The following is a 16,312-nucleotide window of genomic DNA, read 5'->3' as shown; positions in this document are numbered from 1 at the left end:
TGAAAATGATAAAATCCAGAAACAGGGTTAAAGTTTGCATTTGCAACTTTTTTATCTCATTTAAGAAATCACTATCTGCCCGATATACTATTGGCGAAAATAACCATCCTGTGAAAGATGCGTTTGACTTTGCCAAAAGTCGCAACGCTTTACGTATATCCCAACCTGAACCATCCAAATCATCTTCAGTTAAGAATTGTATAGTATCGGTTTGCTCCCAAAGATTTAAATACCAATCCTTAGAATGCTTGTAAACAAATCGTATATCATAATCTGAATCTGGGGAAGCAAAGCCCCAAGCTCTACTCCCTGATTCTACAGCGAATAAGATTTCTATACTCTTATCTTGCTCTATTTGTTTTAACTTATTTAGTATTTCTTTTCTCATTATTTCTATTTCTTCTTTTTTTCCAAGGTGCATTTTTCTTCCAATCACCTGCCATGATGCATCCATAAGGCATCACCTCATCTATTACTTTTCCTAAACCAAATTCTTCCATTTGATTCCTTACAGTTTCTGCATTTTTATAAGCACTTGGTAATTCTGTAATATCAATCTCTTCAGAGAAAAACCTAACGTCTAAACCTTGAGTTTCTTCATTAAATATCTCTTGAAACTTTCCAGTTTTACTTTTTCTATGTTGCGTTCTACTCACATTTCTACCCGCTCCATGTGGTGCAAAACCTAAATTAGAGTTTGTTGTTTCGCCTTCAACAATTAAAACTGGTTCAGACATATTTAAAGGAATCAATCTTGGTCCTGTAATATCTGGCATAAACTTTTTATCTAAAGGTGTTGCGCCTTTTGCATGGTAAAACAAATCACCATCTTTGAATACAAAATTATGCTCATTCCAAAACCTGTTTTCCTTATCTATTCCTAATGTTGACAAAGTAGCATCGTGCAAAACCTCATGGTTCTTCTTTGTCCACTTTCTAATAATCTGCAAAGCTTCCCAGTATTGTTTTCCTTCCTCAGTTTCAAAAGGAATCCATGCATTTTGCTTTAACGTATCTGGAGACAATTCTCTTCTGAATTTCTCAGCAACTTTCATCCCTTTAGAATATAAGTTAGCTCCAAATCCTCTACTACCATGATGCGTAACCATCATAGTGTTACCTGTCTTTTTAGATTTACCAACGAATAAAAAGTGATTTCCATCGCCTTGTGTTCCTAAATGAGACCTAGCTGATGAAATACATTTTTGGTCATTTAAAAAATAGTTTGCTTCTATCTCAGCTAACAAATCCATAGGAAATCTAAACTGGTTTTCTCTAGAACGTCCACCTGCACCAAAATGAGTTATACTATGGGCTGCATCTAAAACATCTTTTGGGTCTACTTTTCCAAAATCGGTCAACATCACCGAACAACAAATATCTGCGCTATGCATACCTGGGTGAATTGCGTTTCTAGCTACTACAACGCCCCCAACTGGGATTGTTCCTTTTGAACCTGTTGGGCAAGCATCTGGCATAATTGCTCCATCAACTAGGGTAGGCGTCTTCATAAGCTCTTCCATAGTTTCAACAACAGCATTCACATTTGTTACTTCTAATTCATTTTCAGCTTTAATGTTAATTGAAAACGGAATGCTTTCTACATGCAAAGCAATAGGGTCAGGAGATTTAAATTGCTCTAGATAGTTACTTAAAGCATCCCCTTCTAATTTATTTTCGTTAATATGGTCTAAAGCTTCTTTAAACCATTTTCCAGACCTAAATCCTAAGTTAATTAAATCGTGCCCTGTTATCTTGTTTGTATTTTTCATCTTAAATTAATTTTAAGCTCCGTTAGCTTCCCCGTCTAACGGAGCACTACTTTTAAAGTCTTTCAAAAGACTTATTCATGATTCCGATACAAATATTTTATCTATATGCGCAATCTTTTTGCGTAGATAAATTTATTCCTTATTTTTCATTAAAATTTCATCTATGGCTTTAAATAAAAATGCACTTATACGCTATAAGACCATTGACAAATGTCTTCAAAATAATTATAGGCAATGGACATTAGATGATTTAATAGAAGCCTGTTCTGATGCCTTATATGAATATGAAGATAGAGCTTTTAATGTTAGTAAGCGAACAGTTCAGTTGGACATTCAAATGATGCGCAGCGATAAATTAGGCTACAATGCCCCTATAATTGTCTACAACAAGAAATTTTACAAATACGAAGACGAAGATTACTCCATAACTGATATTCCCTTGAATGAGAATGACATGAATGTGCTTTCTGAAACTGTAGAAATGCTAAAACAGTTTAAAGATTTCTCTTTATTTTCTGAATTAGGGGGTATCATTCAACGCTTGGAAGATAAAGTATATACAGAGAAGACAGACCAATCAGCTATCATTCATTTAGATAAAAATGAAAAGCTAAAAGGTTTAGAACATTTGGATGTTTTATATCAGGCAATCATCAAGAAAATGGTCTTAAAAATAAAATATCAGTCTTTTAAAGCCAGAGAGGCTTCTGAAATCATTTTTCACCCCTACATATTAAAAGAGTTTAATAACCGCTGGTTTTTAATAGGAAGACCCGGAGTTGAAGCTAAAAAACCAATAGTTACTTTTGCTTTAGATAGAATAGTTGAAATTGATTATGACACTTCAATTACTTACAGGAACCATAATTTTAACGGAGATGAATATTATAGAGATGTTATTGGTGTAACAGTTTCTAATACCAGAGCAGAGCGCATTCAGTTTTGGGTTGATAAAAAAAATGCGCCTTATGCAATCACTAAACCATTCCATCGTTCGCAAAGAATAATAAAGAAAACTGAGGATGGTATCATTTTTAATATTTTTGTTCAGATTAACTTTGAGCTTGAACGCTTAATTTTAGGATTTGGCGATTCTATTGAAGTTATTAAACCCAAACGTCTTAGGGATAGAATGAAACAGAAGTTGGAAAAAGCAGCAGGTTTTTACAAAGAATAACCCAAAACATCATTTAACCGTACTATAATCGTACAATTATAAAAACAAGAAATCCGCAACTTATTAATTATTAATTAGTTACGGATTTTCTTTGTACTGAAGGCGGGACTTGAACCCGCACGGCCATAATGGCCATTGGATTTTAAGTCCAACGTGTCTACCAATTCCACCACTTCAGCATTGCGATTACGGACTGTAATCTAATTGGCATATATTGTATAGAGCGAAAGACGGGATTTGAACCCGCGACCCTCACCTTGGCAAGGTGATGCTCTACCCCTGAGCTACTTTCGCGTAGTCTTTTTAAAGAACATTTCGCTGTAAAAGCGGATGCAAATTTAAACTATTTCTTATAAATGCAAAGACTTTTTTAAAATAAATTAAATCGGCTCAAGCTTGTTTTTTCTTTACAAGCATTCGCTTAATTTCATTAAGCTTCATAAGGGCTTCAACAGGAGTTAAAGTATCAATATCTGTATGTAGAATTTCATCTTTAATTTCTTCTAACAAAGGATCATCTAAGTTAAAGAAACTCAACTGCATATCATCTTTTAATGATTTCACCTTATCGGTTAGCTCTTCGCTAGAATGTGATTTTTCAAGCTTTGAAAGTATTCTATTTGCACGATGGATAACTTGTTGTGGCATTCCGGCCATTTTTGCAACATGAATCCCAAAACTATGTTCACTACCACCTTCCACTAACTTTCGCACAAAAAGCACATTGTCTTTTAGCTCCTTTACAGCGACATTAAAATTTTTAATCCTATTAAAGGTCTCTGTCATTTCGTTGAGTTCGTGATAATGTGTGGCAAATAAGGTTTTTGGTTTCGCTGGATGCTCATGCAAATATTCGCTAATAGCCCAGGCTATAGAAATACCATCGTAGGTACTTGTTCCTCTACCAATTTCGTCTAACAACACCAAACTGCGTTCTGAAATATTATTAAGGATTGAGGCAGTCTCATTCATTTCTACCATAAATGTAGATTCACCCATAGAAATATTGTCACTCGCTCCAACTCTTGTAAATATCTTATCTACCAAGCCTATTCGTGCTTCTCTTGCAGGTACAAAACTTCCAATTTGCGCTAATAATACAATTAATGCCGTTTGTCTTAAAATAGCAGACTTACCTGACATATTTGGTCCAGTAATCATAATAATCTGTTGAGACTCTCGATCGAGGTAGACATCATTAGCGATATAAGACTCATCTAAAGACAGCTGCTTTTCTATTACAGGATGTCGACCATCTTTAATGTCTAGGTCAAAACTATCATCAATATGCGGGTAATGGTATTTATTAGTTTTAGCAAGACTTGCGAAACCACACAAACAATCTAATTGCCCAATAAGCCGGGCATTTTGCTGTACTTGAACTATAAACTGATGCATCCAATTAACAAGCTCCAAAAACAACTGCTGCTCAATAGCAAGTATCCGCTCTTCAGCCCCTAGAATTTTAGCTTCATACTCTTTTAATTCCTCAGTAATATAGCGCTCGGCGTTAACCAAAGTTTGCTTTCTTATCCATTCCTCAGGAACTTTATCTCTATGGGTATTTCTTACCTCAATATAATAGCCAAACACATTATTGGATGCAATTTTTAAGGAAGGAATTCCCGTACGTTCACTTTCACGTTCTAACATCCCATCCAAATAGTCTTTACCCGACTTTGAAAGCCCTCTTAATTCATCTAACTCCTCAGAAAACCCTTTTGCAATTGTGCTACCCTTAAGGACATTAACAGGTGCTTCTTCATTAAGAGTTTGCTTAATTTTTTCTCTTAACAAATCACAATTATGGAGATTATCTCCTAATATTTTTAAAGCTTCATTCTCACATGATGCTGCTATTGACTTAACAGGTACAATTGCCTCTAGTGAATTTTTTAACTGTATCACTTCTCGAGGGTTAACTTTGGTCGTGGCAATCTTTGAGATTAAACGCTCTATATCACCAATGTGCTTAATTTGACCTTGTATTTTCTGAAGTATGGATTCATTATCTAATAAAAATTGGACTACTTCATGTCGCTGTTTTATTTTATCTGCATGTTTTAATGGCAGAGCTAACCAGCGTTTTAACGTTCTACCACCCATAGCAGAAATAGTCTTGTCTATAACATTAATTAGGGTAACCGCATTAGCATTAGTAGAATGGTACAACTCTAGATTTCGAATGGTAAACTTATCCATCCAAACATAGTCATCTGTTGCAATTCTAGAAATAGTTGCGATATGCACTAGTTTGCTATGACGTGTTTCACCTAAATAATGAAGTACAACTCCTGATGCAATGATACCCTCATACAGGTCTTGTATACCATAACCTTTTAAGGTGCTTGTATTAAAATGCTTAGTTAACGTTTCATAAGCATAGTCTGACTGAAATACCCAATCTTCTAAATAAAAGGTATGCATGTCTTTTCCAAAATACGTTGCATACTCTTTTTTATATTTTTTGGAAACTAAAACCTCACTTGGATTAAAATTTTGAAGGAGCTTATCGATATACTCTACATCACCCTGGGAGGTTAAAAATTCGCCTGTAGAAATATCGAGAAAAGAAACTCCAATGTACTTTTTATCAAAGTGTACAGCAGCTAAAAAATTATTAGACTTTGAATTAAGAATATCATCATTTAAAGCCACACCTGGAGTTACTAATTCCGTTACACCGCGCTTAACAATCTTTTTTGTCTGTTTTGGATCTTCTAACTGATCACAAATAGCTACACGTTCACCAGCTCTCACTAACTTCGGCAGATATGTATTTAATGAATGATGCGGGAAACCTGCTAACTCAGTTTCACTTTCACTGCCTGCACCACGCTTGGTTAGTATAATATCTAATATTTTTGAAGCTTTAACCGCATCACTTCCAAAGGTTTCATAAAAATCGCCAACTCTAAACAACAATAAAGCATCAGGATACTTTACCTTAATGGTATTGTATTGCTTCATTAACGGTGTTTCTTTTTTTGCTTTTTTAGCCAAGAGTTTTGGTTATTTTTGTTGTACTTGCAAGAATGCTAATGTAACTAAATAGCCTTGCTTTATAAAAAAGATTAGTCATAAGTTATCTACAAAAAGTTTGAGATTTTAACATGCGTAAACTTAAAAACGAAGAATTAGAACGGTTAAATATTTCAGAATTTAAAAATGCTGAAAAATCTCCAATTATAATTGTATTAGATAATATTAGAAGTCTTAATAATATTGGTTCTGTTTTTAGAACAAGTGATGCTTTTTTAATTGAAAAAATTTACCTCTGTGGTATTACTGCACAGCCACCTCATAACGATATAAGAAAGACTGCATTGGGAAGTACTGAAACCGTTGACTGGGAATATCACGAACACACACAAGATGTTATAGAGAATCTAAAAGCAGACAATGTAGCCATCTGTTCAATTGAACAAGCCGAAGAAGCAACTATGCTAAACGATTTCATAATTGAGCAAAACACCAAATACGCTTTTGTTTTTGGCAATGAAGTTAAGGGAGTGCAACAAGAAGTCGTTGATAGAAGTGATGTTGTAATCGAAATTCCACAATTTGGAACTAAGCATTCTTTAAACATTTCAGTCAGTGCAGGAGTCGTAATCTGGGATGTATTTTCTAAACTTAAATGGCTAAATCGTTAATTATGAGCTATAAAAAGCTTCTAACACTAGCGTTAATCATTTTCGGGATTGTTGTTGTCTTATTTGAATCAGGGTCATCTGAGTTAACTTATAATGTTTTTGAAATTCCTGTAGGGAATTTCATTATTTGGTTTGGAGTTATTGCGCTTGAGTTATGTGCTTTTTCATTAAAAAAGGATTTAATTCAAGCACAAGTCTTTTCGGTAAAACTTTTACAGTTCTTATGATTTTCCTGATAATCGCTTCGGTTTTATGGTTTGGCTTTGCGTATTTATTATCTGGTAATTCAAGCTTTAACTTTGGCAATAAAGCAACAGGATATATTGGTAGTCCTGAGACTTCTATTTTGTATTGGAATATAATCTACACATTGATTACAACACCATTTATTCTTCTAGTTTCCAACACCTTACTTACCCGCTTTAAAAGCTTGCAAGGTTCTTAATTATGCATAACTCTCACAAAAAACCTTGGACTACTAAAGCTGTAATGGAACAAATCTATAGCAAACATTTATGGGGAGGTAGGTCTAAAGATTTCTATTCTGGGGAAGGTTCTCATTTAGTCAATATAATAAGACCTTACATTGTAACTGTTACTGAATTTTTAAAAACTCATAATAGTACTTTATCTATCTGCGATTTGGGTTGTGGAGATTTTAATGTAGGAAAAGAACTTATTCCTTACAGTTCCAATTACTATGGAATAGACATTGTTAGTGATTTAATTTTAAGAAATCAGAAGTTATTTAAAGCAAACCATCTTGAGTTTTACTGTTTAGATATTTCAAAAGATGATTTACCAGCTGCAGATTGCGCCATTCTAAGACAAGTACTTCAGCATTTATCGAATGAAGAAATCATGCTAATTCTGAAAAAGCTTACCTCCTATAGGTATATAATTATTACCGAACATTTACCAGCTGGAGACTTTGTACCAAATAAAAATCAAATTGCCAATCTTGGTAACCGTTTAAAACAACTAAGTGGAGTTAATGTAGACGTTGAACCTTTTAATTTTCAATTCCTAAAAAAAGAAACACTCTGCGATATACCAGTAATCAATGGAAGAATAACAACCGTCTTATATCAAATCTTTTAACGGTTAATTTCTTTTAATAACCATAAGTAATCTTCTCGATTCTTTACAAAGTCGCGATCAGAGATATCAATGATTTTAATATTTAAGTCTGTCTGCGATTTGAGAAAATCCAAGTAACCCGAATTAATTTTTTCTAAATAAGAATCTTGTATTTGCTTTTCATAGGTTCTTCCTCGTTTTTTAATATTAGCCTGTAAACGCTCAGTATTTTGATATAAATAAACGTACAAATCAGGTCTAGCAATATCTTTATAAACTTGATAGAATAACTTTCGATACAATCTAAATTCGTCCTCAGGTAAGGTAACTTTAGAAAACACCAGAGACTTGTGTACATCATAGTCACTTACCATAAAATCCTTAAACAAATCAAGCTGCGACAAGTCATCACTTATTTGTTGATAACGGTCCGCCAAAAAAGACATTTCTAGCGTAAAAGCATAGCGTTCTGGTTCCCTATAAAATTTAGGTAAAAAGGGATTATCTGCAAAGCGTTCGAGAATAAGTTTTGCGTTAAAATCTTGAGCAATCATAGTAGCTAAACTTGTTTTTCCAGCACCTATATTACCTTCAATAGCAATGAAATTATAGCTGCTAAACGCAAAGGTCTTTTTAGGGTTCTTTAGCCAAATATTAATCGGTTTAATAACTGAGGTATCTTCACAACATTCTAACAGATTAGCTATAGTCTTGTGAAGTTGATAATGCTCAAAGTCTTTAGCAATATCGCTCAATGGCTCGAGAACAAATCTTCGTTTGTGTAGCGCTGGATGCGGAATAATCAGGGTTTTGCCTTCAAAAACAACATCATCATAAAAAAGAATATCTAAGTCGATTTCTCTAGATTCATAGTTATCTGACTTTTTTGTTTTCCTCCCAAGGTCTTTCTCAATCTGCTTTAAAACTTTTAATAGCGTTTTAGGTTTTAAGCGTGTTTCAACTTTAATACAAGCATTATAAAATGCATCACCTTCAAAGCCTAAAGCGGGTGTCTCATAAACTTTTGAAATCCTATTTACAGCACCAATCCGTTCAAAAACAGCGTTAACAGCGGCTTGTAAGAAGGCCAACTTATTGCCCTTATTACTTCCTAATGCGATATAAACGGTTTTTGATAATGTCATGGAATTCACAAAATAACTAAAACAAATATTAATAGATTATCTTTACAAGAACAATTTATTAACCAAATTAATGTCCCTTAAAGACAAACTTTTAGCCCAACGCATCTATCTTTTATTAGGCGCACTGTTTATTACCTCATTGGTAGTTTCAAATCTAATTTTTCAAAAGTTTTTTTACTGGTATCCTGTTGATATTGAAATTTTTGGAAGCAACCTGTTTGAAATTTCTGTTGGTATTTTGCCCTATCCCATAACCTTTCTAATTACTGATTTAATTAGTGAAATTTATGGTAAAAAATGCGCCAATGATGTGGTAATCGCAGGTATTTTTGCATCACTGTTTTCTGTAGGTATTATTTTAATTGCAGATACAGTTCCAGCCTTAGATAATTCTCCAATAGATGACGAAACATTTAAATTTGTTTTCAGTAAAACTATTATAGCGGTAGGCTCTAGTATGTTCGCCTATTTATTTGCCCAATTTATTGATATTAGAATTTATCATTTCTGGAAAAACTTAACTCAAGGTAAGCATCTTTGGTTAAGAAATAACTTCTCTACTTGGGTTTCTCAATTCATAGATACATTTTCAATTATAAGCCTACTTTGTTATTTTGAAGTTTTGCCCTGGTCTAGCTTCAAAGGTCTTTTGATAAGCGGCTTCCTATTTAAGGTGCTAGTCGCCTTTTTTGACACACCTTTCCTTATTCTAGGCGTATTCTAATTCAGAACACGTTTTAATCTAGAAATCAACGAAGAAATTGAACTTTTATAGTCTTAGACAACCATTAAAGTCTTGCTAAAGTTCTTAACAAGACAATTTTTAATTTTTAGTTTACCCATAATAAGTAGGTATTATTAATAACCACTAAACTGATTTTAATAATGTTGAAGTTTCCGTAAACCATTTACGCTCATCTATAAAGATATACCAATTGAAGTTTCAGGTTTGTATAGTTTTACAAACGCAATTAATTATAATGCCACATTTCAAGTTCCAGCTAAATATCTAGGTGGAGATATTAGTAGACTAATAGGTCAAATCAATGATCCTGAAGTTAATAAGAATCATTACTAGAAGTGCAGGATATCCATGAAACTATTACTAATCCTAAAATAAAAAGACACTTTACCAGTGGCATATAGAGCTCAAACAATCAAATCTTAGAAATTTATAAACAAACTTAGGTAAAGAAAAAGATAGAATCAATGATATCATAAGTGGAATTCTTGGAGGAAATTCTAATTCAAAGCTAAAGGATTGTAAGTCAATTAACACAGACAGTACAAGAAAAGCTTTAAAAAAGTAAGATTGGACCAAAATTTGACGATTTTGCTCAAAAAAAAACTGATTTTTGGTGATTTTTGTTAATAATTACGAAATTCCTTGCTTTTCTGAATTATTACATTATACTATATCATCACAAAATTAAAATGATGACATGAGGCAACTTAAGATTACCAAGCAGGTAACGAACAGAGAAGACAAATCCCTAGACAAATACCTACAAGACATCAGCAAAATACCACTAATAACCGCCGACGAAGAAGTGGAATTGGCTCAAAGAATTAAGCAAGGTGATCAAGAAGCTTTAGATAAATTAACTACTGCTAATCTTAGGTTTGTAGTTTCAGTAGCCAAGCAATATCAAAATCAAGGCCTAAAACTGCCAGATTTAATTAATGAAGGTAACGCAGGTTTAGTTAAGGCTGCCAAACGATTTGATGAAACCAGAGGATTTAAATTTATTTCTTATGCTGTTTGGTGGATTAGACAAGCTATTTTACAAGCACTCGCAGAACAATCTCGTATTGTACGACTACCTTTAAATAAAATTGGTACAATAAATAAAATCAACAAGACCTATTCTTTTTTAGAGCAACTTCATCAAAGACCTCCAAATGCAGAAGAAATTGCAAGAGAATTGGATATTAGTGCGCGCGAAGTAAAACAATCCATGAAGAATTCTGGTCGTCACTTATCTATGGATGCACCATTAAAAGAAGGAGAGTCTTTTAGTTTATACGATGTTGTAAGCGAAAGTGAATCACCAAGACCTGATAAAGATTTGATGAAAGCCTCATTAAACACTGAAATAGAACGTGCTTTAGACACCTTAACCCAAAAAGAAAGCGATGTTATTCGCCTCAATTTTGGCATAGGGGATCAACCACCGATGACCTTAGAAGAAATTGGTAGTATCTACGATTTAACAAGAGAACGTGTACGCCAGATTAGAGAAAAAGGCATTAGACGATTACGTCATGCCAGTAAGAGTAAAATTCTTAAGACTTATTTAGGGTAATAATTTTTTATTTTCAAATTGTTAACCTATATTTGCCGACCATTTGAAAGAAACAGGTAATTAAAAACTATCGATATAATGATTAAGATCGAAATTAAAGAAGGCGAAAACATTGAAAGAGCTCTTAAGCGTTACAAGCGTAAGCACAGAAACGTGCAAATTATGCAAAACTTAAGAGAATCGCGTTATTTCACTAAACCATCTGTAAAAAGGAGAAGAGAAATACAAAAAGCGCAGTATATTCAAGGTTTAAGAGACGCCGAAAATATCTAAGAAGATTATTTACACGCTATATATAGAGCAATAGAAATATTGCTCTTTTTTTGTTTTCAATAGTTAAATACTATCAGAATTTTTCATTCGCAGCTTTATCCCCATAGGTTTGAAAGGGCAGTCTTCGTAAAAATGCTCAATAATTTTATGGGTCGTATAAAATTCTTTGAAGCACTTTTAAAACTGCAAGCACCAATAGATCTGACCATTATAGTTAGGAAAACACCCCACCAAAAAATTTCTCAGACCTCCATTATAGTGACATAAACTAAAATGACAGATGAAATAACAATAATAGATATAATAGGTATAATTTCTAAAGCATTTATCTCCAACGATAAGGACCTTAATACCAAAATGAATTTACTTTAACTGAATCCTAACACCTCTTGTAAGAATGGTTTGTGTGCTACAGCTAAAAGGCCATGAGTCTTTTGTATGTTTTTATTAGTATGGCAGCAGCAACAATTGGCGCCATTTCGCCAAAAGCAACAAATATTGCAGTAATTAATGCCACCATCAGACAAGATTCTAAACAAGCATTTAAAATTGCTGTAGGATCAGGTTTTGCAGAAGTTGTTCTATCCATTACGCATTGCATTACAATATGACAGTCAAAGACTTTTTTGATACTAATCAATGGTTTCAAGTTCTTATTGCCATTTTATTTCTTGCTATTGGAAGCATTTTATTCTTTAAGAAAACAAAAAGTGTTCTGGAGAAAAACACCTGAAGACTAATAAATATTTCACTGGCTTTTTGCTAGGTCTATTAAACCCACCTGTATTAATTTTTGGTTGGTAATTTATAGTCTAATTAATAGATATACCCTAAATATTACAATGAATTCACCATTAACGGTACTTTTTTTATTCCTCCTTGGAGTCTATAGTGGTAAACTGATCACCCTATTTGTTTACAGTAAATTCAGTCTATTTATTAAAAACAGATTTGACAACATAATATTGATTATAAATAAAGTAACAGGAAGTTTACCATTCGTTGTGGGTCTTTTGAATGTGATAAAAATCTACTTTCCTTAAATCTTAATCTCAACAACGAGACCTTCATTAGCTCTAACATTAAAAACAGTATTGTCTTCAAAAATCAGATACTGTCCCTTAATACCAACTAATTTACCTGAATAAGACTCACGTTTTTTAAGATTTAAACTGATTGGTTTTTCTGGGTATTGCTGCACCGGAAAATTAAGACATGTCTCTGAGTTATTTTCAATAAAATACGCCTTAACTTCTTCTGGTATATAGGACTGAAGATTGGATCGCCATTCTAATAAATCGACATCTTCAATATCATTTTTCAACATTTTTCGCCAATTCGTTTTATCGGCAACATGATCTTTTAAAGCAACTTCAGTAATACCTGCCAAATATCGATTTGGAACCTCAACGATTTCTAAAGCTTCATGGGCACCCTGATCGATCCAGCGTGTTGGCACCTGGCTCTTTCTTGTTACTCCAACCTTAACATTACTAGAATTTGCTAGATAAACGATGTGAGGTTGTAGTTGCACACTTTTTTCATACTCCAAGTCTCTATCTTCTTTGCCTAGATGTGCCGTACTCAACTCTGGTCTCATAATCCAATCTCCAGCAATAGGTTTATCAAAAAAACAGTCTCTACAAAATCCTTGCCTATAGATTGGTTTATTTAACCCACAACTCAAACATTGCTCACCAACAAGGTTAATGTTTAAGATCTTACTCAGCAATTGATTCATATGAATGAAATCATTTTCAAAGACCAAATAATACTGAATTGGCTCCAAAAATTCTGTCTGCATTTTAGTAAGTACACCTGTGTATACCATAAAAGAATTTTAGTATTTTTAGCATTGCTAAATTAGCCAAAATATGCCAATTCCTATTGTAAATTCTATAGCTTCTTGGTTTTTAAAAAAGCGGTTTCATCAAATTGAGCTCTTTTTAAAATACCCAAATGAAGTACAACAAGAATTGCTGTTTACCCTTCTCAAATTTGCTAAAGATACTGAGATAGGCAAGCGATATGATTTTGCCTCTATCAAAAGCTACAAAGAATTTAGTGAACGTGTTCCAATCGTTAATTATGAGAGTATCCAACCCTTAATTGAACGATCACGGAATGGAGAGCAGAATATATTTTGGCCAAGACCAATTAAATGGTTCGCAAAATCCAGCGGAACAACAAATGCAAAAAGTAAGTTTATTCCCGTAAGTACAGATTCTTTAGAAGACTGTCATTACGCTGCGAGTAAGGATTTGCTTTGTATGTATCTTAATAATAACGAAGATGCACAACTATTTACTGGAAAGAGCCTTCGTCTTGGAGGAAGCAAAGAGCTCTATAAAGAGAATGGTACAGTATTCGGAGATTTAAGTGCAATTCTTATTGACAATATGCCCTTTTGGGCCGAGTATAGCAGCACACCAAATAGTAAAGTCTCACTTATGAGCGAATGGGAGACTAAAATGCAAGCGATTGTTAAAGAAACTATTGCAGAGAATGTGACGAGTTTAGCAGGTGTGCCATCGTGGATGTTAGTTCTATTAAATAATGTTTTAGAAGAAACAGGAAAGCAAAATCTATTTGAAATTTGGACAAACCTTGAAGTCTATTTCCATGGAGGAGTAAGTTTTAATCCTTATATAGAACAGTTTAGAGCAATCCTTCCCAAAAAAGAATTCAAGTATTATGAAATCTACAACGCCTCGGAGGGATTCTTTGCCATTCAAGATCAGAATTATTCTGGTGATTTACTATTAATGCTAGACTACGGTATTTTTTACGAATTTATTCCAATGGATACTTATGGAACAAAGAACCAAAAAGTTGTTCCTCTATGCGATGTAGAGCTTAATAAAAATTATGCTGTAATTATCACCACTAATGCTGGTCTGTGGCGTTATAAAATTGGAGACACTATTCGTTTTGTGAGTCTAAAACCACATAGAATTAAAGTGTCTGGAAGGACCAAACATCATATCAATGCGTTTGGAGAAGAACTTATAATTGAAAATGCAGAAGATGCCCTGAAAAAAGTCTGTAAAAGAACTTCTGCTGAAATTGTAGATTATACTGCAGCTCCATTCTTTATGAAAGGAAAAGAGAAAGGAGCCCACGAATGGATCATTGAATTTAAGTCTGCACCTAATGACATGGCTTATTTCGAAGAATTATTTGATAATGCTCTGAAAGCTTTGAATTCTGACTATGAAGCCAAGCGTTATAATAATATGACGCTCAATAAACCAAAAATTCATTGTGGAAGACCTAATCTTTTTTATGATTGGTTAAAAGAAAATGATAAGCTCGGAGGGCAACATAAAGTACCTCGCTTATCAAATTCAAGAGCCTATATTGAAGAGTTACTGCGTCTAAATCAAGGTTAAAACCTAGTAAATTCATCCTAAAAAAATGACACCGTTCTTTAAATTATCGGAGAAAAGTGGGTTTTATCTAAAAAACATTATAAAAGTTTACTAATTACACCCTCAATTGTAATTTGCTATTGTAATTAATCCATACACCTTACATAATGAAACCCTCAATTCAGGTACTTCTTACGGTACTCTTACTTTGCACATACAATACATTTAACATTTCTGATCCTGAAAAATCTAAGAAATCTGATAACCTCAATAAAAGTGGATACACTTACACTATTAATATTTCTAAAATCAACTCAAAGTACTCTGAAATTGCCTGTACAACCTTTAGAAACAAGCTGGTTTTAGTATCCTCAAAAAAAATTGGAGCATTTGGTAATGGTGTCGACCCTTTAACTAATGAGCCGTATACAGACTTATTCTGCACAGATATCTTAGCTTATGGTGAACTATCACAGCCATTACTATTTAGCCGTATTTTAAACACTAAAAATAACGAAGGCCAAGTAGCTTTTTCACCAGACGAGCACACGATATATTACACTAGAAGTAGGCGAGATAACTCATTAAATTATCAAATTTTTAGAGCTGAACTAGAGAAAGATTCTTATGGAAACTGGATAAACCATCAACGTCTTAATATAAGTAACGACAACTACTCCATTGAAAACCCTCATGTTACAGAAGATGGTAAATTTCTTTATTTTGCTTCTAACATGAATGGTGGTTATGGAGGATTTGATCTTTATAGAGTGCTCATAAATAATGATGGTAGTTTAGGTACGCCTGAAAATTTAGGTGAAACTGTTAATAGTCGCGGAGACGAAAAATACCCTCATACGGCAAAAAATGGCAAAGAATTATTCTTTTCTTCAACAGAACATAATAGTCTTGGAGGGTTTGATATTTTTATGTCAAACGCCGTTGGTGGAGGTTATGATAGTCCTAAAAGTTTAGGAAGCTCAATAAATTCTGAAAAAGATGAAATTGCATTTCTATTTATTGATAACAGAAAAGGTGTTTTTTCTTCTAATAGAGACAGTAATAAAAATGCATTTAACCTGTATCGTTTTCAATCCAGAGAATTATATAAAGTTCTCAAAGGGATTGTTATTTCCGAGGATGAAAAAATATTACCAAATTCAATAGTAATTTTATTAGATCATGACGGTAACGAAATTGAAAGGCAAATTACAAACAAAGATGCGTCCTATAATTTTAAGATTAAACCTTTTAAAGATTATCAATTAAAAGTACTTAAGGAAGGCTACGAGGATTATACTTTAAGTTTTGAAGCAGAGAATAGTGAACTAAAGGCTATTTTAAAACTTTTAGCTAAGAAATAAACACCATGTCTTTTGCCGTTAAAAAATGCATAGCATTTTCATACATCGAACAAATAACGACTTTAACTAAAAAATATAGTTAAGACTTACTTAAGCAAATTCTAACGCTATATTAGCCGTAAATAAATGTGCTATTTATTACCCTAATCAAGGGGACAGAATATTGCAAGC

16 protein-coding genes and 2 tRNA genes are annotated in these 16,312 nt (G+C 33.3%); 11 read left to right on the top strand and 7 right to left on the bottom strand.

Going from position 1 to position 16,312, the window contains the following annotated elements; translation table 11 throughout:
- Positions 1–388 (bottom strand): nucleotidyltransferase domain-containing protein (locus HRU49_RS04810; protein ID WP_296354706.1); only part of this gene is annotated, 388 nt, incomplete at its 3' end.
- The gene (locus HRU49_RS04805; RefSeq protein ID WP_296354704.1) at positions 366–1,772 is read right to left on the bottom strand and encodes an RtcB family protein; all 1,407 of its coding nucleotides are present in this window, start codon (positions 1,770–1,772) and stop codon (positions 366–368) included. The genes HRU49_RS04805 and HRU49_RS04810, both read right to left, overlap by 23 nt.
- Before the next feature lie 163 nt (positions 1,773–1,935).
- On the opposite strand from HRU49_RS04805, the gene HRU49_RS04800 reads away from it, so the two are divergent.
- Positions 1,936–2,949 carry a WYL domain-containing protein gene (locus HRU49_RS04800; RefSeq protein ID WP_296354702.1) on the top strand — a complete coding sequence of 338 codons (1,014 nt, stop codon included), beginning with the start codon at positions 1,936–1,938 and terminating at the stop codon, positions 2,947–2,949.
- A 94-nt stretch (positions 2,950–3,043) separates the two neighbouring features.
- Here HRU49_RS04800 and HRU49_RS04795 read toward each other — a convergent pair.
- The 3 genes from HRU49_RS04795 to mutS all read right to left on the bottom strand — a co-directional run bounded on the left by HRU49_RS04795 (position 3,044) and on the right by mutS (position 5,952).
- Positions 3,044–3,128, bottom strand: a tRNA-Leu gene (locus HRU49_RS04795).
- A gap of 43 nt (positions 3,129–3,171) precedes the next feature.
- Positions 3,172–3,243: transfer RNA gene (locus tag HRU49_RS04790), tRNA-Gly, on the bottom strand.
- Between the two features lie 96 nt (positions 3,244–3,339).
- On the bottom strand, positions 3,340–5,952 hold the full coding sequence (gene mutS / locus HRU49_RS04785) for a DNA mismatch repair protein MutS (protein WP_296354701.1): 2,613 nt from the start codon (positions 5,950–5,952) through the stop codon (positions 3,340–3,342).
- A 110-nt stretch (positions 5,953–6,062) separates the two neighbouring features.
- On the opposite strand from mutS, the gene HRU49_RS04780 reads away from it, so the two are divergent.
- The 4 genes from HRU49_RS04780 to HRU49_RS04765 are packed head-to-tail and all read left to right on the top strand — an operon-like array spanning position 6,063 to position 7,703.
- Complete coding sequence (locus HRU49_RS04780; RefSeq protein WP_296354698.1) at positions 6,063–6,602, top strand: RNA methyltransferase; 540 nt, start codon at positions 6,063–6,065, stop codon at positions 6,600–6,602.
- A 2-nt stretch (positions 6,603–6,604) separates the two neighbouring features.
- Complete coding sequence (locus HRU49_RS04775; protein ID WP_296354696.1) at positions 6,605–6,829, top strand: hypothetical protein; 225 nt, start codon at positions 6,605–6,607, stop codon at positions 6,827–6,829.
- Positions 6,826–7,047 (top strand): hypothetical protein, encoded by a 222-nt coding sequence (locus HRU49_RS04770; RefSeq protein WP_296354694.1) that lies wholly within the window; start codon positions 6,826–6,828, stop codon positions 7,045–7,047. The genes HRU49_RS04775 and HRU49_RS04770 overlap by 4 nt, the downstream gene beginning before the upstream one ends.
- A 2-nt stretch (positions 7,048–7,049) precedes the next feature.
- The gene (locus tag HRU49_RS04765; protein WP_296354692.1) at positions 7,050–7,703 is read left to right on the top strand and encodes a class I SAM-dependent methyltransferase; all 654 of its coding nucleotides are present in this window, start codon (positions 7,050–7,052) and stop codon (positions 7,701–7,703) included.
- Here the strand turns inward: HRU49_RS04765 and folK are convergent.
- Positions 7,700–8,827 (bottom strand): 2-amino-4-hydroxy-6-hydroxymethyldihydropteridine diphosphokinase, encoded by a 1,128-nt coding sequence (folK, locus tag HRU49_RS04760; protein WP_296354690.1) that lies wholly within the window; start codon positions 8,825–8,827, stop codon positions 7,700–7,702. The two genes, HRU49_RS04765 and folK, sit on opposite strands and share 4 nt — an antisense overlap.
- A 70-nt stretch (positions 8,828–8,897) precedes the next feature.
- Here folK and HRU49_RS04755 point away from each other — a divergent pair, with 70 nt between their 5' ends.
- The 4 genes from HRU49_RS04755 (at position 8,898) to HRU49_RS04740 (ending at position 12,017) form a co-directional block, all read left to right on the top strand.
- A complete protein-coding gene (locus HRU49_RS04755) occupies positions 8,898–9,551 on the top strand; it encodes a queuosine precursor transporter (RefSeq protein ID WP_296354688.1) in 654 nt (217 codons plus the stop codon).
- Positions 9,552–10,269: 718 nt separating this feature from the next.
- A complete protein-coding gene (locus HRU49_RS04750) occupies positions 10,270–11,133 on the top strand; it encodes an RNA polymerase sigma factor RpoD/SigA (RefSeq protein WP_296354686.1) in 864 nt (287 codons plus the stop codon).
- A gap of 78 nt (positions 11,134–11,211) precedes the next feature.
- Positions 11,212–11,406, top strand: coding sequence for a 30S ribosomal protein S21 (gene rpsU, locus HRU49_RS04745; protein WP_296354683.1), 195 nt, complete (start codon positions 11,212–11,214; stop codon positions 11,404–11,406).
- A gap of 425 nt (positions 11,407–11,831) precedes the next feature.
- Positions 11,832–12,017: a hypothetical protein gene (locus HRU49_RS04740; RefSeq protein WP_296354681.1), complete on the top strand. Its 186-nt coding sequence runs from the start codon at positions 11,832–11,834 to the stop codon at positions 12,015–12,017.
- A 428-nt stretch (positions 12,018–12,445) separates the two neighbouring features.
- Here HRU49_RS04740 and HRU49_RS04735 read toward each other — a convergent pair whose 3' ends face one another.
- Complete coding sequence (locus HRU49_RS04735; protein ID WP_296354679.1) at positions 12,446–13,237, bottom strand: DUF2797 domain-containing protein; 792 nt, start codon at positions 13,235–13,237, stop codon at positions 12,446–12,448.
- 43 nt (positions 13,238–13,280) lie between these two features.
- Here HRU49_RS04735 and HRU49_RS04730 point away from each other — a divergent pair, with 43 nt between their 5' ends.
- Both HRU49_RS04730 and HRU49_RS04725 read left to right on the top strand, forming a co-directional pair.
- Positions 13,281–14,798 (top strand): GH3 auxin-responsive promoter family protein, encoded by a 1,518-nt coding sequence (locus HRU49_RS04730; protein WP_296354676.1) that lies wholly within the window; start codon positions 13,281–13,283, stop codon positions 14,796–14,798.
- 146 nt (positions 14,799–14,944) lie between these two features.
- Positions 14,945–16,141: a hypothetical protein gene (locus HRU49_RS04725; RefSeq protein WP_296354674.1), complete on the top strand. Its 1,197-nt coding sequence runs from the start codon at positions 14,945–14,947 to the stop codon at positions 16,139–16,141.
- The last annotated feature ends 171 nt before the right edge of the window (positions 16,142–16,312 follow it).

The organism is Winogradskyella sp. (assembly GCF_013213975.1).
Lineage (GTDB): Bacteria > Bacteroidota > Bacteroidia > Flavobacteriales > Flavobacteriaceae > Winogradskyella.
This window is presented reverse-complemented; position numbering and strand designations above follow the sequence as displayed.